At 60.6% G+C, this 21,088-nt stretch carries 21 protein-coding genes and 3 pseudogenes; 10 read left to right on the top strand and 14 right to left on the bottom strand.

Features of this window, described 5'->3' with window-relative positions; all coding sequences use genetic code 11:
* Nucleotides 1–58 precede the first annotated feature (58 nt).
* From FHX09_RS26725 to gatB, 3 genes and pseudogenes are all read right to left on the bottom strand, one after another.
* Nucleotides 59–521, bottom strand: a pseudogene (locus FHX09_RS26725) (GNAT family N-acetyltransferase).
* Nucleotides 522–534: 13 nt separating this feature from the next.
* Nucleotides 535–1,038 (bottom strand): GNAT family N-acetyltransferase, encoded by a 504-nt coding sequence (locus tag FHX09_RS26720; protein ID WP_007792746.1) that lies wholly within the window; start codon nucleotides 1,036–1,038, stop codon nucleotides 535–537.
* Nucleotides 1,039–1,042: 4 nt separating this feature from the next.
* Nucleotides 1,043–2,545 (bottom strand): Asp-tRNA(Asn)/Glu-tRNA(Gln) amidotransferase subunit GatB, encoded by a 1,503-nt coding sequence (gatB, locus tag FHX09_RS26715; protein ID WP_132594234.1) that lies wholly within the window; start codon nucleotides 2,543–2,545, stop codon nucleotides 1,043–1,045.
* Nucleotides 2,546–2,684: 139 nt separating this feature from the next.
* Between gatB and FHX09_RS26710 the strand changes: the two genes are divergently transcribed.
* Entirely contained in the window at nucleotides 2,685–2,999 is a 315-nt protein-coding gene (locus FHX09_RS26710; protein WP_132594232.1) for a DUF1294 domain-containing protein, read from the top strand.
* On the opposite strand, the gene FHX09_RS26705 is transcribed toward FHX09_RS26710, so the two are convergent.
* On the bottom strand, nucleotides 2,991–3,497 hold the full coding sequence (locus tag FHX09_RS26705; protein ID WP_132594230.1) for a GNAT family N-acetyltransferase: 507 nt from the start codon (nucleotides 3,495–3,497) through the stop codon (nucleotides 2,991–2,993). The two genes, FHX09_RS26710 and FHX09_RS26705, sit on opposite strands and share 9 nt — an antisense overlap.
* A 293-nt stretch (nucleotides 3,498–3,790) precedes the next feature.
* Here FHX09_RS26705 and FHX09_RS26700 point away from each other — a divergent pair.
* Nucleotides 3,791–4,047 (top strand): annotated as a pseudogene (locus tag FHX09_RS26700) (YjhX family toxin).
* Between the two features lie 36 nt (nucleotides 4,048–4,083).
* On the opposite strand, the gene FHX09_RS26695 reads toward FHX09_RS26700, so the two are convergent.
* The 5 genes from FHX09_RS26695 to FHX09_RS26675 all read right to left on the bottom strand — a co-directional run bounded on the left by FHX09_RS26695 (nucleotide 4,084) and on the right by FHX09_RS26675 (nucleotide 7,523).
* Nucleotides 4,084–4,359 (bottom strand): hypothetical protein, encoded by a 276-nt coding sequence (locus FHX09_RS26695; RefSeq protein WP_132594228.1) that lies wholly within the window; start codon nucleotides 4,357–4,359, stop codon nucleotides 4,084–4,086.
* Nucleotides 4,360–4,383: 24 nt separating this feature from the next.
* The gene (locus FHX09_RS26690) at nucleotides 4,384–4,848 is read right to left on the bottom strand and encodes a GNAT family N-acetyltransferase (protein WP_132594227.1); all 465 of its coding nucleotides are present in this window, start codon (nucleotides 4,846–4,848) and stop codon (nucleotides 4,384–4,386) included.
* A gap of 21 nt (nucleotides 4,849–4,869) precedes the next feature.
* Nucleotides 4,870–6,351: an Asp-tRNA(Asn)/Glu-tRNA(Gln) amidotransferase subunit GatA gene (gene gatA / locus FHX09_RS26685; RefSeq protein ID WP_132594226.1), complete on the bottom strand. Its 1,482-nt coding sequence runs from the start codon at nucleotides 6,349–6,351 to the stop codon at nucleotides 4,870–4,872.
* A 54-nt stretch (nucleotides 6,352–6,405) separates the two neighbouring features.
* Nucleotides 6,406–6,693 (bottom strand): Asp-tRNA(Asn)/Glu-tRNA(Gln) amidotransferase subunit GatC, encoded by a 288-nt coding sequence (gene gatC / locus FHX09_RS26680; protein ID WP_007792766.1) that lies wholly within the window; start codon nucleotides 6,691–6,693, stop codon nucleotides 6,406–6,408.
* Nucleotides 6,694–6,818: 125 nt separating this feature from the next.
* Nucleotides 6,819–7,523: a metal-dependent hydrolase gene (locus FHX09_RS26675; RefSeq protein WP_007792769.1), complete on the bottom strand. Its 705-nt coding sequence runs from the start codon at nucleotides 7,521–7,523 to the stop codon at nucleotides 6,819–6,821.
* A 117-nt stretch (nucleotides 7,524–7,640) separates the two neighbouring features.
* Between FHX09_RS26675 and ruvX the strand changes: the two genes are divergently transcribed.
* Nucleotides 7,641–8,135 carry a Holliday junction resolvase RuvX gene (gene ruvX, locus FHX09_RS26670; RefSeq protein ID WP_007792771.1) on the top strand — a complete coding sequence of 165 codons (495 nt, stop codon included), beginning with the start codon at nucleotides 7,641–7,643 and terminating at the stop codon, nucleotides 8,133–8,135.
* On the opposite strand, the gene FHX09_RS26665 is transcribed toward ruvX, so the two are convergent.
* The 4 genes from FHX09_RS26665 to FHX09_RS26650 form a co-directional block, all read right to left on the bottom strand.
* On the bottom strand, nucleotides 8,072–8,404 hold the full coding sequence (locus FHX09_RS26665; protein ID WP_007792773.1) for a DUF6105 family protein: 333 nt from the start codon (nucleotides 8,402–8,404) through the stop codon (nucleotides 8,072–8,074). The two genes, ruvX and FHX09_RS26665, sit on opposite strands and share 64 nt — an antisense overlap.
* A gap of 294 nt (nucleotides 8,405–8,698) precedes the next feature.
* A complete protein-coding gene (locus FHX09_RS26660) occupies nucleotides 8,699–9,361 on the bottom strand; it encodes a TetR/AcrR family transcriptional regulator (RefSeq protein ID WP_184450878.1) in 663 nt (220 codons plus the stop codon).
* Nucleotides 9,362–9,510: 149 nt separating this feature from the next.
* Nucleotides 9,511–10,128: a GNAT family N-acetyltransferase gene (locus tag FHX09_RS26655; protein WP_132594224.1), complete on the bottom strand. Its 618-nt coding sequence runs from the start codon at nucleotides 10,126–10,128 to the stop codon at nucleotides 9,511–9,513.
* Nucleotides 10,128–11,777: an acyl-CoA dehydrogenase family protein gene (locus FHX09_RS26650; protein ID WP_132594222.1), complete on the bottom strand. Its 1,650-nt coding sequence runs from the start codon at nucleotides 11,775–11,777 to the stop codon at nucleotides 10,128–10,130. Before FHX09_RS26650 ends, FHX09_RS26655 begins: the two co-directional genes overlap by 1 nt.
* A gap of 178 nt (nucleotides 11,778–11,955) precedes the next feature.
* Between FHX09_RS26650 and FHX09_RS26645 the strand changes: the two genes are divergently transcribed.
* From FHX09_RS26645 to FHX09_RS26630, 4 genes and pseudogenes are all read left to right on the top strand, one after another.
* Entirely contained in the window at nucleotides 11,956–12,912 is a 957-nt protein-coding gene (locus FHX09_RS26645) for an aspartate carbamoyltransferase catalytic subunit (protein ID WP_132594220.1), read from the top strand.
* Nucleotides 12,909–14,198, top strand: a complete 1,290-nt coding sequence (locus FHX09_RS26640; RefSeq protein ID WP_132594218.1) for a dihydroorotase — start codon at nucleotides 12,909–12,911, stop codon at nucleotides 14,196–14,198. The genes FHX09_RS26645 and FHX09_RS26640 overlap by 4 nt, the downstream gene beginning before the upstream one ends.
* Nucleotides 14,199–14,218: 20 nt before the next feature.
* Nucleotides 14,219–14,839: a glycerol-3-phosphate 1-O-acyltransferase PlsY gene (gene plsY / locus FHX09_RS26635; RefSeq protein WP_184450876.1), complete on the top strand. Its 621-nt coding sequence runs from the start codon at nucleotides 14,219–14,221 to the stop codon at nucleotides 14,837–14,839.
* Nucleotide 14,840: 1 nt separating this feature from the next.
* Nucleotides 14,841–14,963, top strand: a pseudogene (locus FHX09_RS26630) (DNA-protecting protein DprA); the annotation flags it as partial.
* On the opposite strand, the gene FHX09_RS30380 reads toward FHX09_RS26630, so the two are convergent.
* Nucleotides 14,956–15,084 carry a hypothetical protein gene (locus FHX09_RS30380; RefSeq protein WP_281040991.1) on the bottom strand — a complete coding sequence of 43 codons (129 nt, stop codon included), beginning with the start codon at nucleotides 15,082–15,084 and terminating at the stop codon, nucleotides 14,956–14,958. The pseudogene FHX09_RS26630 and the gene FHX09_RS30380 sit on opposite strands and share 8 nt — an antisense overlap.
* A 258-nt stretch (nucleotides 15,085–15,342) precedes the next feature.
* Between FHX09_RS30380 and topA the strand changes: the two genes are divergently transcribed.
* The 3 genes from topA to FHX09_RS26615 are packed head-to-tail and all read left to right on the top strand — an operon-like array spanning nucleotide 15,343 to nucleotide 20,851.
* Entirely contained in the window at nucleotides 15,343–17,994 is a 2,652-nt protein-coding gene (gene topA, locus FHX09_RS26625; RefSeq protein ID WP_132594252.1) for a type I DNA topoisomerase, read from the top strand.
* Complete coding sequence (rnr, locus tag FHX09_RS26620; protein WP_132594215.1) at nucleotides 17,991–20,363, top strand: ribonuclease R; 2,373 nt, start codon at nucleotides 17,991–17,993, stop codon at nucleotides 20,361–20,363. The genes topA and rnr overlap by 4 nt, the downstream gene beginning before the upstream one ends.
* A gap of 32 nt (nucleotides 20,364–20,395) precedes the next feature.
* Nucleotides 20,396–20,851: a DUF983 domain-containing protein gene (locus tag FHX09_RS26615; protein ID WP_007789728.1), complete on the top strand. Its 456-nt coding sequence runs from the start codon at nucleotides 20,396–20,398 to the stop codon at nucleotides 20,849–20,851.
* The last annotated feature ends 237 nt before the right edge of the window (nucleotides 20,852–21,088 follow it).

The following is a 21,088-nucleotide window of genomic DNA, read 5'->3' as shown; positions in this document are numbered from 1 at the left end:
TCCCTCGCTTATGCCGCCAGCGATCCACATTGTCCAGTGATTCCGGCGCCACACCGGCTCATTTCAGCGCCATCTTGAAGCCGAGATGCGATTGTTTGAAGCCCAGTCGCTCATAGAAACGGTGCGCATCCTTGCGGCTGGCATTCGAGGTCAGTTGCACGAGCCGAAGACCGCGACGTTTTGCCTCCGCGATGGCAAACTCGATCATCTGAGCGCCGATGCCCTGTCCTCGCATGTCGCCCCGCGTCTGCACCGCCTCGATGATCATCGAGGACGAGCCCCTGCCAACCAGCGACGTCACGATCATCGTCTGGAACGTGCCGACGACCTGCCCTTCGCGTTCGGCGACGTAGAGCGTCTGGTCGCGTGATGAGGCGACCCGCTCGAAAGCCCGGAGATAGTCGCCGAAGGCCTCAGGCGCCGTCGTATCGCCGTGGCCGCCGAGTTCATCCCCGGCAAAGATGGCAACGAGTGCCGCCACGTCCGGCGTTGCGCGCCTCGCGAATGATGGTTTGGCTCATGGTCACATTGTGGCTAGCGCTGTTCGAGAGGTTTTTCGAGGATCAGCGTCGGTATGCCGGATTGCCCCGGCCCGTCGTTTTCATTGCGGCCGACATCCTCGAAGCCGTGAGCATGATAGAAGGCGATCGCCGTCTTGTTCCGCGGCTCTACCTCCAAGCGCATGATCTCGGCATCGGGAAAACAGGTTTCCAACTCGGCAAAGATCTCCCGCCCGATACCCTGGCGATGCAGCGGTGGACGAACATAGAGCAGATGCAGCATGACGGTCTTCGTCATTTCATCCGACATGGCGGCGTAACCGATACCGCCGATATCCTTACCGTTATCGGCAACGAGGAACTCGGCATTCTTCTTCGCCAGTCGCGCCTGCAGCGCCGCCGGCGAAAACAGATGCGCAATGAGCTCGGCTACCTTCGCTTCGCCATAGAGGCCAGCATAGGTCGCGCGAAAGCCCTCATCCAGCAAGGTGCGCATCTTGCTTAGATCACCCTCGCTGGCGGTGCGCACGAAATACACGGTCTTACTCCTCGATGCCGAGCTTCGCCTTGACCAGAGCCTGGACTGCCTGCGGGTTTGCCTTGCCACCCGTTGCTTTCATCACTTGACCGACGAACCAGCCGGCAAGCGTCGGCTTGGCCTGGACCTTCGCCACCTGATCCGGGTTGGCGGCAATGATCTCATCGACCGCCCTCTCGATCGCGCCAGTATCGGTCACCTGCTTCATGCCCCTGACTTCGACGATCTCGGCAGGATCGCCGCCTTCGTTCAGCACGATTTCGAACAGGTCCTTCGCGATCTTTCCTGAAATAGTCTCCGCCCTGATAAGATCAATGATTGCGCCGAGTTGCGCCGGCGAGACAGGCGTCTCCTCGATGCTTTTGCCTGTCCGGTTCAAGGCACCGAGCAGATCATTGATGACCCAGTTGGCGGCTGCCTTGCCGTCGCGGCCTTCGGCCACGGCTTCGAAATAGTCGGCGATCGCCTTTTCCGAGACCAGAACGGAAGCGTCGTAGACCGAGAGACCGAGTTCGCGCACGAAGCGCTCCTTCTTGTCGTCGGGCAATTCCGGAAGGTCGGCTTCAAGCGCCTTGACGAACGCATCGTCAAACTCGAGGGGCAAAAGATCCGGGTCCGGGAAGTAGCGGTAATCGTGCGCATCTTCCTTCGAGCGCATCGACCGCGTCTCGCCCTTGTTCGGGTCGAAGAGACGGGTTTCCTGCTCAATCGCGCCACCATCTTCCAGGATGCCGATCTGGCGCCGGGCTTCGTATTCGATCGCCTGGCCGATGAAGCGGATGGAGTTGACGTTCTTGATCTCGCAACGGGTGCCAAAACCTTCGCCCGGGCGACGGACGGAGACGTTGACGTCGGCGCGCATGGAGCCCTCGTCCATGTTGCCGTCGCAGGTGCCGAGATAGCGCACGATCGAGCGCAATTTCGTCATGTAGGCCTTGGCTTCATCCGACGATCGCATGTCCGGCTTGGAGACTATCTCCATCAGTGCGACGCCCGAGCGGTTCAGGTCGACATAGGACATGGTGGCGTGCTGGTCGTGCAGCGACTTGCCGGCGTCCTGCTCCAGATGCAGCCGCTCGATGCCGATCTCAATGTCCTCGAACTGGCCCTGACGATCCGGCCCGAGCGAGATGACGATCTTGCCTTCGCCGACGATTGGATCCTTGAACTGCGAAATCTGATAGCCCTGCGGCAGGTCGGGATAGAAATAGTTCTTGCGGTCGAAGAGCGAGCGCTTGTTGATCTGCGCCTTCAGGCCAAGACCGGTGCGGACCGCCTGCCTGACACATTCCTCGTTGATGACGGGCAGCATGCCGGGCATGGCCGCATCGACGAGCGACACGTTGGAATTCTGCGGCTTGCCGAACTCCGTCGCCGCGCCCGAGAACAGCTTCGAATTCGACAGCACCTGTGCATGAACTTCCATGCCGATGATGACTTCCCAATCGCCAGTGGCGCCGGGAATGAAGCGTTTCGGATCAGGCGTACGAACGTCGACAATGGTCATTGAGATGCTCTTTTTGAGGCTGTTCTTTTCAACTCGTGAGGTAACGGAAATGGCTTGCCGGTGCAAGGCTTTCGGCGGTCCCGTTGGGCGGGCCAGCCGGTTTGGGGCGTGTTAACGCAATGTCGCTAGCGTGGCCCGCATGACGGCGACTGATATTCTCATGATCCTCGGGCTCTTCCCGGCACTCAATGCCTTCGTGTTCTCGATCTATTTCCTCGACAAGCAGGCTGCTCGCCATCATCGTCGCCGGATCAGCGAGAAAACCTTGCTGACGCTCGCATTCGTCGGTGGCAGCCTGGGCGCGGTTTGCGCGCAAAGGCTCCTACGTCACAAGACGCAGAAAGAACCGTTCCGATCGATCCTCAGGGCCATTGCCATGTTTCATATGCTGACCGCGCTTCTTTTATCAGGCGCCCTCGGCTACGTCGTGTCGGACGGCACGCTGCTAGACTAGACCGTATGTGCCGTCGTCCGCCGATTCCAGAGCCTTTGACAGACCGACTGACGGCACATCACGATCGAGCTTGGGATTGTAGACAATCGATAGCCAATGAATTGCGTATCCACGCTTCTGGAAGAAGCTGATCGCTTCGGAGTTTCCGGAGTGCGTCTGCATCATTGCCGTATCGAAGCCCTGCGCTGCTATGTCTTTCTCGATATCCTGCAAGAGTGCAGTTCCGAGACCATGACCGGTGAAGGCAGGATCGATCCAGAAATCCGAAATCTTCTCGTCGAGCGTCTCGCGCGCCGCCCATCCTGCCGCATGCCCGTTCCATTCGATGACAGTGACGGTGATCCAGCTACCCGTAACGAAATCGAAAAACGCGCTTCGCGCGGAATCGACCATGGCATCCCCTTCGCCGATGGATGCCATTGCCTTCTGCCAGGCCCTTATTCCGATCTCGCTCAAAAGCTCCGCTTCGCCTTCGCGGGCATTGCGAATGTGGATCAATAGCCTCTCCGCGTTTTCGCAGAAGTAAACACCGAATCACCGCGTTATCAAAGCCTTGGGTTTCGAGCGCGAGACCCAGCACAACATCCCCCATTGGTTGCAAAACTTGACGAAATTGAGGTCAGCGGATATGACGACCTTATGTTGAACTGGTCTTCTCAGACCCGGTAGGGGCCCTGCCCGCAGGTTTTTCTTGCGCGCACGGGCCCGAAAAAACGAAGCCCTGACGTCCAATCGGACGCCAGATCGTTTTTACGCGCCTCCTCAAGGCGCTACGACCGGATCAACATTCCATGGATATTTCACGCACGGAGCAGCGCATCCTGCACTATTGGCCCAAGGTGGCCGGATTGAAATCGAACGCGACGACAACCGGAAAATCGAGGCGGTGAAGTGCTTCACCCGCGACGGCTGGGTCTATCCCGGCTTCGGCCTCGAGCTGTTTCGCAAGCTGAAGCAGAAGAGGGCCATCAAATCCTCGGGCGGCAAGCCCTATCGCATCACCGAACGGGGATTGGTTCTGGTGAGAGCGGAACAGGACAACAGATAAACTCCTGGCCGCGCGTCGCCTCAGCGCGCGGCTTCCTCAAAGACGCGTGGTAAGCTCGGCCTTCATCGCCGACCACTCCTCGGCCACCGAGCCGCTCCCACGATGCTTGCCAGCACGGCGGTACCAGTAGTCAGCATTCCAGTCGTCGCCTTCGATACGATGGCAGAAGGCATGACCCCAATCGAAAGGCGCCTCGCCTTCGTGCGCCTGGCAGATTGCATGCACGGCCTGCCACTCCGCACCCACGGTGAAACCTGCCGCCGCGAGGCAGTCGAATGCTTCGATCATGTCCGCAATATTCTGTTTGGCCATAGGCCTCCTCCCGAAATTGCGCCTTCAGCCGAGACGCTTCTCCAGATGCACCTTTTCGAGCGGAATGCCGAGTTCCGCATCAAACTTCTCACCGCGCCAGACGATCGAGAAGCCGGCCCGCTCGTAAAGTCGGATGGCGCCGCCATTGGTAGCGCGGGTGTGGATTTTTGCAACTTTGAAGCCGTCAGCGGCAATGCGTTCAATGAAGTAGCGCACCATGGCGGAACCGATGCCGCGGCCCTGGCAGGCGGGATCGATCCAGCTGTCAGAAATGTAATTGGGTTTGTTTTCCCGGGCGCCCCAGCTGGCTATCCTACCTTCGAACTCAGCGACGATGACATCGCCCTTTGCTGTAGCGGGATAGTCGAAGAATGCTCTGCGGGCACCTTCGATGACGTCAGCCCGGTTGAAACCAGCTTCGCCAGCGCCGCTGGATTTCCATGCCGCAAAACCGACGTCGCCGACCATATGATGGTCGGCGACGGTCATTTTTCCGGATTGTCAGCTCGCTTACCACCACTTGGCAGGCGTGAACCTGCCCGCGGCCTGCTCGATCACATGCGCAGTCTTGAACAGCGTTTCTTCGTCGAACGGTTTGCCGATCAGCTGTAGACCGAGCGGCAGGCCCTTGTGATCGAGGCCGGCCGGAACCGCGATGCCGGGCAGCCCGGCCATGTTGACCGTCACCGTAAAGATGTCGTTCAGGTACATCTTGACCGGATCGGAGGCGAGGTTTTCGTCGGCGACGCCGAAGGCGGACGACGGTGTCGCGGGCGTCAGGATCGCATCGATACCGGCATTGAAGGCCAGTTCGAAGTCGCGCTTGATGAGCGTGCGAACCTTCTGGGCCCTGATGTAGTAGGCGTCGTAGTAACCGGCCGAGAGAACATAGGTGCCGATCATGATGCGGCGCTTGACTTCCTTGCCGAAGCCGGCGGCGCGCGTCTTTTCGTACATGTCGACGATATCCTTGCCGTCGACACGCAGGCCGTAGCGGACCCCGTCGTAGCGGGCGAGGTTCGACGAGGCTTCGGCGGGGGCGACGATGTAGTAGGCCGGCAGCGCGTATTTGGTGTGCGGCAGCGAGATGTTGACGATCTCGGCGCCTGCGTCCCTGAGCCAGGCAATTCCCTGCTGCCACAAGGTTTCGATTTCCTCTGGCATGCCGTCGACGCGGTATTCGTTCGGAATGCCGATCTTCATGCCCTTCAGCGACTGGCCAAGCGCGGCTTCATAGTCCGGAACCGGCAGGTCGACGGAGGTCGTGTCCTTGGAATCGACTGACGCCATCGACCTCAGCAGGATCGCGGCGTCGCGCACGTCGCGCGCAATCGGGCCGGCCTGATCGAGCGACGAGGCGAAAGCCACCGTGCCCCAGCGCGAGCAACGGCCATAGGTCGGCTTGATGCCGACCGTGCCGGTGAAGGCGGCCGGCTGACGGATCGAACCGCCTGTATCGGTCGCGGTAGCACCGGCGCAGAGGTGGGCTGCAACCGCAGCTGCGGAACCACCGGAGGAACCGCCTGGTACCAGTTGCTGGTTGGAGCCGCCCGAACGCCAGGGATTGATCACCGCGCCGTAGTAAGAGGTTTCGTTGGAAGAGCCCATCGCGAACTCGTCCATGTTGAGCTTGCCGAGCATGACGGCGCCGTCGTCCCACAGGTTCTGGGTGACGGTCGATTCGTAGTGCGGCTTGAAACCATCCAGGATGTGGCTGCAGGCTTGGGTATGAATGCCTTCGGTCGCGAACAGGTCCTTGATGCCGAGCGGGATGCCTTCGAGCGCACCGCCTTTGCCGCCGGCGAGACGCGCGTCTGAGGCTTCCGCCATCTGCAGCGCCTTCTCGGGCGTGACCTTAATATAGGCATTGAGCTTTTCGTTGGCCGCTTCGATTGCCGAGATGTAGGCCTCGGTCAGTTCGGTTGCTTTGATCTCCTTGGCGCGCAGCTTCGTGCGGGCTTCGGCAATGGTCAGGCTGGTGAGTTCGCTCATGGTAATTCGCTTCAAATCTGGAATGGCAACGGAGGTCGGAAAGCAGCGAGAGCCTTATTCGACGACTTTGGGTACCAGGAAGAAATTCTGATCGGTGACAGGAGCGTTCGAGACAATGTCGGCGGCCTTGTTCCCGTCGGTCACGTCGTCCCTGCGCTTCTTCATCTCCATCGGAGTGACCGATGTCATTGCCTCTACGCCTTCGACATCGACCTCCGAGAGCTGCTCGACGAAGCCGAGAATACCATTCAGCTCGCCCACCATGCGGTTTGCCTCTTCTTCCGAGACGGCAATACGGGCAAGGCGCGCTACGCGCTTAACGGTGGCAAAGTCGACGGACATAACATTCTCCGGATGGGATTTTTCCTACCCGCTATAAAGGCCATGCCCGCTGTGCGCAACGGGCATGGTCTTTGGATTGCGTGGAATTCCTTCTCCGAAATCGAAGCGATTTCGGCAGACCTCGACTAGAGAGAAAGGCTTTCGCCCGGCTTCGGCGTTTTCACAGCTGTCTTCGATCCGTCCATGCCGGAGACGAACTTCTCGGGCGTCTGGTCGATGATCGGGAAGGTGCCGTAGTGGCAGGGTATGGCGGTCTTGAAGTTGAAGTAGCGTTGGCAGGCCAATGCCGCCACCGCGCCACCCATGGTGAAGCGGTCGCCGACTGGCATGAGGCCGATGTCGGGCTGATGCAGCTCGTTGATCAATGCCATGTCGGAGAAGATGTCGGTGTCGCCCATGGCGAGGATAGAAGCCTCCTCGTCGAAGTGCAGCATCAGGCCGTTGGCATTGCCAAGGGCGTGCGAAACGCCATCCTCGGTGATCTGGGCGGAGGAATGCAGCGCGTTGGTGAAGGTCGCCGAGAAGCCGTCGAACGAAATCGTACCGCCGGTGTTGCCCGCTTCGATCTTCTTCAGGCCCTTCGAGCTCAGCCAGGCGGCAAGATCGGCGTTTGCGAGAACGACCGCGCCAGTCTCCTTGGCAAGTGCGACGGTATCGCCGACATGATCACCGTGACCGTGGGTCAGCAGGATATGTGTAACACCGCTCGCGACATCCTTTGCATTCTGGCCCGCAAAGGACGGATTGTGCGTGAGAAACGGATCCAGCAGGATTTTCGCCTTTCCGATCTCGATGCGGAAAGCGGAGTGACCAAGCCAAGTGATCTTCATGAAATTCTCCTCTTATTATGGGATGCAAAAGCCTGCTTTGCTGGTTATGGACATATCCGATGCGGCCACAAAGAAAAGCGGCGCTGCTTCAATTTCTTTTGACGGGATGAAACGACGATGACGGTGCTGACGATTGAGGAACTGGCGACGGTGCTGCAGCCGGGACAGGCGATCGCGGGTCTCGATCTCGGCACGAAAACGATCGGGCTCTCGATGTCCGATCTCGGTCGGCGCTTTTCGACGCCCCGGCCTGTCATCAAACGCGAGAAATTCACGATCGATGCGGTAACGCTGCTGGAGTTTGCCACGAAGGAAAAGGTTGCCGCCTTCGTTATCGGCCTGCCGATGAATATGGACGGATCGGCCGGACCGCGCGTACAGGCAACGCGCGCCTTCGTGCGCAACATGGAGCAGAAAACCGCCCTGCCCTTCGTGTACTGGGACGAGCGGCTGTCGACGGTCGCCGCCGAGCGTGCTCTGCTGGAAATGGACGTATCGCGCAGGCAGCGTGCCGAGCGCATCGACTCGGCCGCGGCAAGCTTCATTCTTCAGGGAGCGCTGGACAGGCTTTCCTTGCTCGGCAGAGCGGCATCCGACGACTTGGATCCGTGACGAGCACGCCACCAGGCGGCAATCGCCTTGCGTCGGCGGAACCCAATGATTGCGAAAACGACGAGACTGTCGACGACGATCGCACGCGCGACCAGCGGCGGAATGGTTTCCGGCGGAATGCCGAGGATCTTCCCATAAATCTCGAAGGTCAGGTCGTGAACCTGCCTGCTCAGCATGAAGATGCCGAAGCTCATGTCATAGTAGGAAAGCCAGTACCATCCCGCCAGAAAGACAATGGGACCGGCCCAGAAGATCAGAAACCACTTCATGCGGTCGTCTCTCGTTCTCTTCGAATGGATAGCCCCTCGTAAGAAACCAGCCATATCGACAACGCCATCGAACCCAGAACCAGCGCCGGCACAGCGATATCCAGCGCAAGCACAGCGAAAAACATCATCGCGGCAACAAGAAACGCGGCTCTCGCGATTTTGGTTCCCATGGTTCCGGACACCCAACACTTTGGACTGCCCCAGCAACCTGACTTCTTAACCGGAAAGGCGCAACGTAAACCATTTGTTAAGGTTAACGCGCGACGGAAGGCCTGTGGAAAGACTGTCTCTGCTTCAGCCGTAGACGCCGCGAACGATGCGTTTCAGGGCGGTTGCCGCCTTCTCCCAATCCTTCGGCGTCTTGAGTGCCAGCCCAGCGCACTGGCCGCCGGCGGAGGCGGAAAGCACGAGATGCTGAATGGCTGCGATCAGAATCGCATTGACGGCCACGACATCGACGCCCTTCGGCGGCGTCAGCGATCCGCGCATCCGGTCGAGCCAGTTTGCCAAGGCCTTCGACCGCGCCTCGGAAAGCCGCCTGACCTGCTCGGTGTTTTCGGAAACCTCCCAGGCAACGATACGACGAACAAGCGGATCATCCCTCAAGGCCTCGAGGAACAAGAGTGACAAGCGCTCCATCAGGTCGCCGTAAGTCAGAAGGAACATGCCGCCGGTGTCCTCGGGAATACGATCCTTGACCCAGGTGCCGAGATCAGCGCCGATCGCCTCCACCAAGCCGTTGAGGCCCCCATAGTAACGGTAGATCAACTGCTTGTCGCATCCCGCGCGGCGGGCAACTGCGTTGACCCCGAAATTCTGGAACCCCTCCTCCGCCAGCAGCGACTTGGCTGCCTTAAGGATTGCCTTCTCCGTCGCGCTTCGGTCTCGGATACGTTTTTCCGGTTCGACACGGATTGCGTCGGCAACGGGCGTTAGCACCATGGGTTCATTGAGCATTAGGATTCGGTCCGAATTGTCACTTGCGGTGAGTAGCAACACCACCCAACACCGACAACGGACAAGCCTTTGAAAGATTGTGGACAGCCTGCCAAAGGTGACGGCAGTCAGGGCACTGTCACCGTTCGGCGACATGACGCTGCTTGACCCTAGAGCTCCTGGCCAAACCAGGCCGTCGGATCGGAAGCATCCACAAAGGGAGGTTCGAGACGTGCAAACCCACGGGAACCCCAGAAGCGCAGGGCACCATGGTTATCGGCGCTGGCACCGAGGTGGACTGCTGTTACGCCGGCGTCTCGGGCATTCGTCAACCATCGATCAAGAAGCCCGGTGCCCATCCCCTGGCCTTGAAGGCGCGGCAGAAGGTTCATGTGAATATGGGCTGGAAAGGTTTCGACGATCGCGGCAGGCACCAGAGACGGGTGATGGATCGCGGCGATATATTTCTGATCCGCATCCCAGCTGGCCGGATCGCCCTGTGGATCGGCGTACGTCTCTCGGAGCGCCGGCCACCAATCGCGTTCAAGCCGCTCCTCGAAGGAAATCGTGTCGAAGACACCGACAATATAGCCGGCAACCCCTTCAAAATCTTCTGCCACGAAAGCCGTTTCGGGACTGAGCAAGACGTAGGGCGCTGAGTAGACATGGCCGATCAGCTTGCCGTCGCGATGCAACTCGGACGCATCGCGGCCAGCATCGCCCGTCACCAGCGAGATTCGATAGATCTGTTCGAGATCATCGGCACGGACGGGGCGCAGTATAGTCATCAGCTTGCCGGCGGATAGAGCAGATCGACGATGTAGCTGGCGTCGAAGCGCGAATCCAGCATGCCGTAGGTCGAGCGCCAGCCGCCTGCGAGCCGCGTCTCAATGAAGGCGTCGGCGATCCGGCCTGCTCCCAGGCGATACAGTTCGGCCGCGCCGGCAGCGAGTGCGAGCTGTTCGACCAGCAGACGCGCAGCGCCTTCGTCCCGCTCGCAGAGCGCCATCGCGGCGCGCAGCACGTCGATCGTCTTCTTGCCGGCCGGCCCGAGATCGCGCGCGAGCCCGGCAAACACGGTTTCGAAGAGATCCTTGCCGCGGTTCAGGATGCGCAGCACGTCGAGCGCCATGACGTTGCCCGAGCCCTCCCAAATCGCGTTGACCGGAGCTTCCCGGTAATGGCGGGCGATCGGGCGCTCCTCGATGTAGCCGCTGCCGCCGATGCACTCCATCGCCTCGTAGATCAGTGCGGGCGCGATCTTGCAGCACCAGTATTTCGCAACCGGCGTCATGACGCGGGCGTAGGCCGCCTCTTCGGCACTGCCGCGCGCCCGGTCGAACGCATCGGCGAGGCGGAAGGACAGCGCTGTCGCGGCCGCCACATCGAGGGCCATATCGGCCAAGACACGCGTCATGATCGGCTGGCTGACCAGCATCTTGCCGAAGACGCTGCGGCCGCGGGTATGGTGCACGGCTTCCGCGAGCGAGGCACGCATCATGCCCGAGGAGGCCAGCGCGCAGTCGAGGCGCGTCAACGTCACCATGTCGAGAATAGTGCGGATGCCACCATCCGGCGTGCCGAGCAGGAAGCCGAAGGTATCGCTGAATTCGACCTCGGACGAGGCGTTGGAGCGATTGCCGACCTTGTCCTTCAGACGTTGGAAGTGGAGGCCGTTCGCCGAACCGTCTTCCAGCAGCCGAGGAACGAGGAAGCAGCCCATCCCATCCTTCGTTTGCGCCAGCATCACGAAAGCGTCGCTCATCGGCGCCGACATGAACCACTTGTGGCCGGACAGGCGGTAAATGCCTTCGCTGACCTTTTCGGCCGTCGTCTTGTTGGCGCGGACGTCGGTGCCGCCCTGCTTCTCCGTCATGCCCATACCGATCGTCACGGCGGACTTCTGCATGGCCGGCTTGTTCGTGGAATCATACTTGCGCGACAGTATCTTCGGCGCCCAATCCTTCTGAACGGCCGGCGTGGCGGAAAGGGCCGCGACCGAGGCGCTCGTCATTGTCAGTGGGCAAAGATGGCCAGATTCGAGCTGCGCCGTCAGATAGAAGCGCGCCGCCCTGACCTTGTGCGCCTGGTCCTTCGCCTCGGTATCCGCCTGCGGATCCCACACCGACGAGTGAAGCCCCGATGACATCGAACGGCGCATCAGCGCGTGCCAGGCCGGATGGAACTCGACGACATCCAGCCGCTCGCCGCGCGGACCATGCGTGCGCAGCTGCGGCGTTCCCTGATTCGCCATGCGCGCCAGCTCCTGCGCCTCCGGAGAGGTCACGTAGCGCCCCATATTGTCGAGATCATCGCGGATCCCGCGCGGCAACGTGCCGGTCAGGTCCACGATCAGCGGATCGGACCTGTAGGCATTGATCCCGGACCACAGGCTCGGCTGGTTGAGTTCGGCAAGTTTCTCTTCGGCGGGCATCATGAATCGCTTCTAGTGCAAGAGGCAGGCAAAGGGAAACCGGAAGTTATAATTTCCCTATCTCTGCAATGTTGAATTCGGGCAAAATTGCAGGGGGAGACGGGCCTTTCCCACAGCGCAAGCTTGCCGCCGCCCGGCGCACTCTTTATAGACCCCGCAGACGACAGCAAGAGGCAGGTTCATGGTCTTCTTTCCCCACCGCCACCTCATCGGTATCAAAGGGCTCACAGAGCAGGATATCACCTTTCTCCTCGACAAGGCCGACGAGGCCGTCAAGATCAGCCGGCAAAGGGAGAAGAAAACGTCGACGCTGAGAGGCCTCACGCAGATCAACCTTTTCTTCGAAGCCTCGACGCGTACACAATCTTCGTTCGAGCTCGCCGGAAAGCGCCTCGGCGCCGACGTGATGAACATGTCGGTCGGCAATTCCTCGGTGAAGAAGGGCGAGACGCTGATCGATACGGCGATGACGCTGAACGCGATGCGGCCCGATGTGCTGGTTATCCGCCACTCCAGCGCCGGCGCAGCCGCCCTACTCGCACAGAAGGTTTCCTGCTCGGTCGTTAACGCCGGCGACGGCCAGCACGAGCATCCGACCCAGGCGCTGCTCGACGCGCTGACAATCCGCCGCGCCAAGGGCAAGCTGTCGCGCATCATCGTCGCGATCTGCGGTGACGTGCTGCATTCCCGCGTTGCGCGGTCGAACATCCTGCTGCTAAACGCCATGGGCGCGCGCGTACGCGTCGTTGCTCCAGCGACGCTGCTGCCTGCCGGCATTGCCGACATGGGCGTCGAAGTCTTCCATTCCATGAAGGAAGGCCTGAAGGACGCCGACGTGGTGATGATGCTGCGCCTGCAGCGCGAACGTATGTCTGGCGCCTTCGTGCCCTCGGTGCGCGAATACTATCACTTCTACGGGCTCGACGCCGAAACGCTCAAGGCGGCGAAAGACGATGCGCTGGTCATGCATCCCGGCCCGATGAACCGTGGCGTCGAGATTTCCTCGGAGGTAGCGGATGGACCGCAGAGCGTAATCGCAGAACAGGTGGAAATGGGGGTGGCGGTGCGCATGGCCGTGATGGAGACGCTGCTTGTCTCGCAAAATCAGGGTCCACGCACCGAAGGAGCCGGCGCATGAGCAACTCGATCGTCTTCAAGAACGTTCGCATCGTCGACCCCTCGCGCAATCTCGACGAAGTCGGCACCATCATCGTCAAGGACGGCGTGATCGTTGCAGCCGGTGCGGATGCGCAGAACCAGGGCACGCCCGCTGGCGCCAAAGTGCGCGATTGCACCGGCCTCGTTGCCACGCCAGGCCTGGTGGATGCGCGCGTTCATATCGGTGAACCGGGCGCAGAACATCGCGAGACGATCGCGTCGGCGAGCCGTGCGGCAGCCGCCGGTGGCGTCACGTCGATCATCATGATGCCGGATACCGATCCTGTCATCGATGACATCGCGTTGGTCGAGTTCGTCAAGAAGACGGCGAAGGACAAGGCACTCGTCAACGTCTATCCTGCAGCGGCGATCACCAAGCACCTTGCCGGTGAAGAAATGACCGAGATCGGCCTGCTGATTGAAGCAGGCGCCGTCGCGTTCACCGATGGCCGCTCCAGCGTCCATGACACCCAGGTCCTGCGCCGGGTCATGACCTATGCGCGTGAATTCGGCGCGGTGATCTCCTGTGAGACTCGCGACAAATATCTCGGCGCCACCGGCGTCATGCATGAGGGACTGTTCGCGAGCTGGCTTGGTCTCGGTGGCATTCCGAAGGAAGCCGAGCTCATCCCGCTCGAACGCGACCTGCGCATCGCGAAGCTGACGCGCGGCAACTACCACGCCGCGATGATCTCCGTGCCGGAATCGGTCGAAGCGATTGAACTTGCCCGGAGCCGCGGCGCTACCGTGACCTGCGGCATCTCGATCAACAATCTCTCGCTCAACGAGAACGACATCGGCGAGTACCGCACCTTCTTCAAGCTCTACCCGCCGCTGCGGTCCGAAGACGACCGCGTGGCGATGGTGGATGCGCTGGCCCGCGGTGCAATCGATATCATCGTCTCCTCGCACGATCCGCAGGACGTCGACACGAAGCGCCTGCCCTTCGGCGAGGCCGCGGACGGCGCCGTCGGCCTCGAAACGATGCTCGCTGCGGCGCTTCGCCTGCATCACAGCGGTCAGGTAAGCCTCATGCGCCTCATCGATGCGATGTCGACGCGGCCGGCGCAGATCTTCGGCCTCGAGGCCGGCACGCTGAAGCCGGGAGCGAAAGCAGATATTACGCTGATCGATCTCGATGACCCTTGGCTTGTTTCGAAGGACATGCTTCTTTCCCGCTCGAAGAACACGCCGTTCGAAGACGCGCGCTTCAGCGGACGCGCTGTTGCGACCTACGTCGCCGGACAGTGCGTGCATACGATATAAAAAGACCACCGGAGGGGAACATGGTCTCGGATCTCATGACGTGGCAGATCACGCTGCCGATCGCTTTGGCGGCAGGCGCCATCGGCTACCTGCTCGGCTCCATCCCCTTCGGCCTGATCCTGACGAAGGCGGCCGGACTTGGCGACGTGCGCAGCATTGGATCCGGCAATATCGGCGCGACCAATGTGCTCAGAACCGGCAACAAGAAGCTTGCTGCCGCAACGCTTCTTCTCGATGCACTGAAGGCATCCGCAGCCGCCTGGATCGTCGGCTACTTCCTGGGTAACGAAGCAGCGCTGATTGCAGGCTACTTTGCCTTCATCGGGCACCTCTTCCCGGTCTGGATCGGCTTCAAGGGCGGCAAGGGAGTCGCCACCTATATCGGCACGCTGCTCGGCGTTGCGCCGATCATGGTTCTTGCCTTTGCTGCGGTCTGGCTGGCGGTCGCCTTCACGACCCGGTACTCGTCGCTTTCCGCACTGGTTGCAATGCTTGTCATTCCGGTTGCATTATGGATACTGGGGGCCGAAAAGGTTGCAGCTGTCACGGCGATCATGACTGCAATCTCCTTCTGGAAGCACAAGGCCAACATCTCCCGCCTGATGAGCGGGACGGAAAGCAAAATCGGGGCGAAGGGATAGGATGGACGCTCGCAGCGCAAGGCCAAAGGGAATTGCGCTGACAGAACGCCGACGCATCGCGTGGCTGCGTCTTATCCGCTCCGACAATGTCGGACCGGCGACCTTTCGCGACCTCATTAATCATTTATATCGGCGTTCTCTTTTTCGGCCACCCGTCGCAACTCAGCAAGCATCGGCCTTATGAAGGCGATGTTCTCATGCGAGCCGGATCGTCCGGTATCTTTCTTTGCGAACTTGGCCGCCATGGGATAGTCTCTCAGGAAAGAGAAACCCTGCCTTTTCGGCTAGCCTGAACCACACTTCAAAAACGATACCTCAATTATCACAAATTGTAATACGATTGCTATCTCGCATTGGTTGCGTAGCATTATAATGCGTAAAAATGCAGTCAAACCACTTGACCGAAACGATTTCCCTGTCCATGTCGAGGAACCGGTTATCTTGGCACGGCAGGGATTCCATCTGCTTATCCGCCGGCCTGGCCCATTTTTTAGAGAATCATGATGAATGTTGTAGTGGTAGAATCGCCTGCCAAGGCAAAGACGATCAACAAGTATCTGGGCTCCGGATACAAGGTGCTCGCCTCCTTCGGCCATGTCCGCGATCTACCTGCCAAAGACGGCTCGGTTCTTCCCGATCAAGATTTCGAGATGCTGTGGGAGGTCGATAGTGCGTCAGCCAAGCGGCTCAAGGACATTGCCGATGCGGTGAAGTCGTCCGACAGCCTGTTTCTCGCAACCGACCCGGATCGCGAGGGTGAAGCGATTTCCTGGCACGTCCTCGACATGCTGAACAAAAAGCGCGTGCTGAACGGCAAGACTGTGAAGCGGGTCGTTTTCAACGCGATCACGAAGAAGGCCGTCCTCGATGCGATGGCCGACCCGCGTGATATCGACGTGCCGCTGGTTGATGCGTATCTGGCTCGCCGCGCCCTCGACTACCTCGTCGGCTTCAACCTGTCGCCCGTACTCTGGCGCAAGCTTCCCGGTGCACGTTCAGCCGGCCGCGTGCAGTCGGTGGCGCTGCGCCTCGTTTGCGATCGCGAATCCGAAATCGAGCGCTTCATCTCTGAAGAATACTGGAACCTTTCGGCTCTCTTGAAGACGCCGCGAGGCGACGAGTTCGAGGCAAGGCTGGTTGCAGCGAATGGCAAGCGGTTGCAGGCTCGCTCGATCGCGAACGGCGAGGAAGCCGGCAAACTGAAAGCGCTTCTCGAGGGTGCCACCTATGTAGTGGATACCGTCGAGGCGAAGCCGGTCAAACGCAACCCGGGACCACCCTTCACAACCTCCACACTGCAGCAAGCCGCTTCCTCGAAGCTCGGCTTTTCAGCGTCTCGTACCATGCAGATTGCCCAGAAGCTCTACGAGGGTGTCGACATTGGTGGCGAGACGGTTGGTCTGATCACCTACATGCGTACGGACGGCGTTCAGATGGCGCCCGAAGCCATCGATGCGGCACGCAAGGCCATCGTCGATCAATTCGGCCAGCGCTACATGCCCGAGAAAGCTCGCGTCTATTCGACCAAGGCGAAGAACGCACAGGAAGCCCACGAAGCAATCCGGCCGACCGACTTCAATCGCTCGCCCGATCGCGTGCGTCAGTTCCTCGATGCCGACCAGATCAAGCTTTACGACCTGATCTGGAAGCGTGGTATCGCGAGCCAGATGGCCTCGGCCGAGATCGAACGCACGACGGCTGAAATCACGGCCGACAACAACGGCGAGAAGGCCGGCCTGCGCGCTGTCGGCTCGGTGATCCGTTTCGATGGTTTCATCGCCGCCTATACCGACCAGAAGGAAGATGGCGAACAGAGCGACGACGGTGACGAAGATGGTCGCCTGCCCGAAATCAATGCGCGCGAGAACCTCGCGAAGCAGAAGATCAATTCGACCCAGCACTTCACCGAGCCGCCACCGCGCTACTCGGAAGCGTCGCTGATCAAGAAGATGGAAGAGCTCGGCATCGGTCGCCCTTCGACCTATGCTGCGACGCTGGCGACGCTGCAGGACCGCGAATATGTCACCATCGACAAGCGCAAACTCATCCCGCAGGCCAAGGGACGGCTGGTGACGGCCTTCCTCGAAAGCTTCTTCACCAAGTATGTCGAATACGATTTCACGGCGGATCTCGAAGAGAAGCTCGACCGGATCTCGGCCGGCGAGCTGAACTGGAAACAGGTTCTGCGCGATTTCTGGAAGGATTTCTTCTCCCAGATCGAGGACACGAAAGAGCTTCGCGTCACCAACGTTCTCGACTCGCTCAACGAGGCGCTGGCGCCGCTTGTTTTCCCGAAACGCGAAGACGGCGGGGACCCCCGCATCTGTCAGGTTTGCGGCACGGGCAATCTGTCGCTGAAGCTCGGGAAATACGGCGCCTTCGTCGGCTGCTCGAACTATCCAGAATGCAACTATACCCGCCAGCTTTCATCCGAAGGCGGTTCGGAAGCCGAAGGCGTTGCGCTGAACGAGCCGAAGAATCTCGGTGCCGATCCGGTGACCGGCGAGGAATTGACGCTGCGTTCCGGGCGCTTCGGTCCCTACATACAGCGTGGAGATGGCAAGGATGCCAAGCGCTCTTCCCTGCCGAAGGGTTGGAAACCAGAGGACATCGACTACGAAAAGGCGATGGCTCTGATTTCGTTGCCACGCGACATCGGCAAGCACCCGGAAACCGGCAAGATGATTTCTTCGGGCATCGGTCGTTATGGGCCGTTTCTGCTGCACGATGGCGGCTACGCCAACCTTGAAAGCGTCGAAGACGTCTTCTCGATCGGTCTTAACCGCGCTGTGACCGTGATCGCCGAGAAAGCGAGCAAGGCGCCGGGCGGACGCGGGCGGACGGCAGCAGCAGCGCTGAAGGAACTCGGCGACCATCCCGATGGCGGCGCAATCACCGTTCGTGACGGCAAGTACGGCCCCTATGTGAACTGGGGCAAGGTCAATGCGACGCTGCCGAAGGGCACTGATCCGCAGGCACTGACCGTCGAGGAAGCGCTGGCGCTGATCGCCGCCAAGGCGGGCAAGGCACCGGCCTCGAAGAGCAAGGCAAAACCGAAGGCGAAGGCCGCGGCCGCCGAAACCAAGACGACCAAGACCGCCGCCAAGCCGACGACGGCCAAGGCGCCGGCAAAGACGAAGAAGAGCAAAGAGTGAGCAAAATCCCGCGGGAGAGAACGAAGGGCACGGGCAAGCGTCCGGGCAAGATCGGACGCGCCAGCCAGCAACCCGCAGCCGAACCGCTGAACATGGCCCACGGCACGCTGCCTTCCCGCGAAGTGATCCTGCGTTTCATCGCCGATCATCCGCAGAAGGCGTCGAAGCGCGAACTGGCGAAGGCCTTCGGGCTGAAAGGCGAAAGCCGCGTCGAGTTGAAGCACCTCCTGCGCGAACTGGAGCAGGAAGGCATGCTCCAGAAGACGCGAAAGTCGCTGATCCGGCCGGGCGCCCTGCCGCCCGTCACCGTGCTCGACATCACGACGCGCGACAAGGACGGCGAACTGATCGGTCGTCCGGCGGAGTGGCCTGATGATCAGGGCGTTGCGCCCGCCGTCGCCATCCGCCAGTCGACGTCCCCGGCGGGACGCAACGGCAAGGGCAAGGCCCCTGTTGCCGGGATGGGCGATCGCATCCTGGCGAAGATCTTTCCGGCCGCCGACCGCGGCGGGCCAGCCTACACGGCGCGCATCATCAAGATCCTCGACAAGCGCCGCGGCGCGCTGCTTGGCGTCTTCAAGGATGCGCCGGGTGGAGCCGGCCGTCTGCTGCCGATTGAGCGGCGCGGCGAGGAAATGGTGATCGACCCTGAGTACAAGGGCGAGGCCAAGGACGGCGATCTCGTCGAAGTCGAAGTCGCTCGCCTCGGTCGCTTCGGCCTGCCACGCGCCAAGGTGCTGTCAATCATCGGTTCCGTTGCATCCGAAAAGGCGATCTCGATGATCGCCATCCATGCGCACGGCATTCCCTATATATTCCCGCCGGCAGTTGTCGCCGAGGCGGATGATGCCAAGCCCGCGACAATGTCGCATCGCGAGGATTGGCGCGATGTCCCGCTCATCACCATCGATCCGGCCGACGCGAAGGACCATGACGACGCGGTCTATGCAGAGACAGATCCTTCGTCGGACAATCCGGACGGCGTCATCGTCACCGTCGCCATCGCCGATGTTTCCTATTACGTGCGGCCGAATTCGCCACTCGACCGCGAAGCTCTGAAACGCGGTAACTCGGTCTATTTCCCCGACAGGGTCGTGCCGATGCTGCCGGAGCGGATTTCAAACGACCTCTGCTCGCTGAGAGAAGGTCTGGACCGCCCGGCGCTTGCCGTTCGCATGGTGTTTTCGAAGGACGGCCGCAAGATCGGCCATACCTTCCATCGCATCATGATGAAGAGCGCGGCAAAGCTCTCCTACCAGCAGGCACAGGCAGCGATCGACGGAAAACCCGACGACAAGACGGGACCGCTTCTGGAACCCATTCTGAAGCCGCTCTGGAATGCCTACAGGGTGATGACGCGCGGGCGCGAGCGACGCCAGCCGCTCGAACTCGACATGCCGGAGCGCAAGATCCTGCTGAAGCCGGATGGCACCGTGGATCGTGTCTTCGTGCCGCCACGCCTCGATGCCCACAAGCTCATCGAGGAAATGATGATCCAGGCCAACGTCTCGGCCGCCGAGACGCTGGAGAAGAAGCGGCAGGTCCTGATCTATCGCATCCATGACGGCCCGACACTCGCCAAGCAGGAAGTGCTGCGCGAGTTTCTGGCGACCCTTGGCATATCGCTCGCCAAGGGCGGCAACATGCGCGCCAACAATTTCAACATGATCCTTGCCAAGGCCGATGACACCCCGCATCAGACGATGGTCAACGAGATGGTGCTGCGCTCGCAGAGCCAGGCGATCTACAGCCCCGAGAATATCGGGCATTTCGGCCTGAACCTGATGAAATACGCGCACTTCACCTCGCCGATCCGCCGCTATGCGGACCTCATCGTGCATCGTGCGCTGGTCGGCTCGCTCGGCTTCGGCGAAGGTGGCATCACCCCCGATGAGGAAGGGGTGCTCGATGACATCGCCGCCGAGATCTCCACCTTCGAGCGGCGCGCCATGGCTGCCGAGCGCGAAACGGTGGATCGCCTGATCGCCCATCATCTTGCCGGTCGCGTCGGCGAGGAATTCGAAGGACGCGTATCAGGTGTGACGAAATCGGGACTATTTGTCACTCTCCCGGACTATGGAGCGGACGGCTTCGTTCCTATATCTACGCTCGGAACGGACTACTTCATCTATGATGAGGCACACCAGGCGCTGTCTGGCGAAAAGACCGGGCTTGGATATCGCCTCGGCGACGGTGTCACGGTCAAGCTTGCAGAAGCCATTCCGCTTGCCGGTGCGCTACGCTTCGAGATGATCAGCGAAGGGCGAAAGATGCCCACAGCTGTACGTTCGTTCCACAAGGCGGGCCGGCGCGACGCTAGCCGCGCGCGCAAGAAGGCCGGAACAAGGCCGCCAAGAGGGCGGCGATAGGCGGGTAGGGACGCCGCGAAAGGAAACGAACGATGACGACCACCTCTACCGACCAGGCAATCCGTTACGGAGGCAGTGAGGAGGTGGAGCGTCCGCTCGGCCGCTCTATCAAGCGCGGCATGCTGAACACCTGCCCCGCATGCGGCAGCGGCAAACTCTTCAAAAGCTTCCTGAAGCCGGTGGACAATTGTGCCGCCTGCGGCGAGGCCATGCACCACCATCGCTCGGACGACCTGCCGCCCTATCTCGCCATCGTGGTCATCGGCCATCTCATTATCGGCGGCTACATGGCAACCGACCTCCTCTGGCCAATGCCCCTCTGGCTGACGTTCGCGATCTGGACGCCTATCACGCTGCTGGCGACACTGCTGATCATCCAGCCGATCAAAGGCGGCGTCATCGGCCTGCAATGGGCATTGAAGATGCACGGCTTCGGTGGACAAACCGACGATCACGACGCCTACGAGATACCGGGCCGCAAACGCTAGGCGCGTACCTGCCCCTTCACCTTCACGACACAATTGACGTGTAGTGGCACGCCCAGCCGTGCCCCGGTTCCGCGGGGCGAAATCTCATGCCTATTCGGTAAGGTTCTTTGACTATATCCATTCAAGATCATCCAGGTTATTGCCGCCAGCGCGTTTCATCTTGTAAAGCACAGCCGTCACTCGGATTTGGTACTCCTGTGCCTTTCTATGGTGCTTCGCGGTGAGCGATTCTGTGCA

This window comes from Rhizobium sp. BK538 (assembly GCF_014197575.1).
Taxonomy (GTDB): domain Bacteria; phylum Pseudomonadota; class Alphaproteobacteria; order Rhizobiales; family Rhizobiaceae; genus Rhizobium.
Note: the sequence above shows the minus strand (reverse complement) of the source record. Positions and strands in the feature narration are given on the sequence as shown.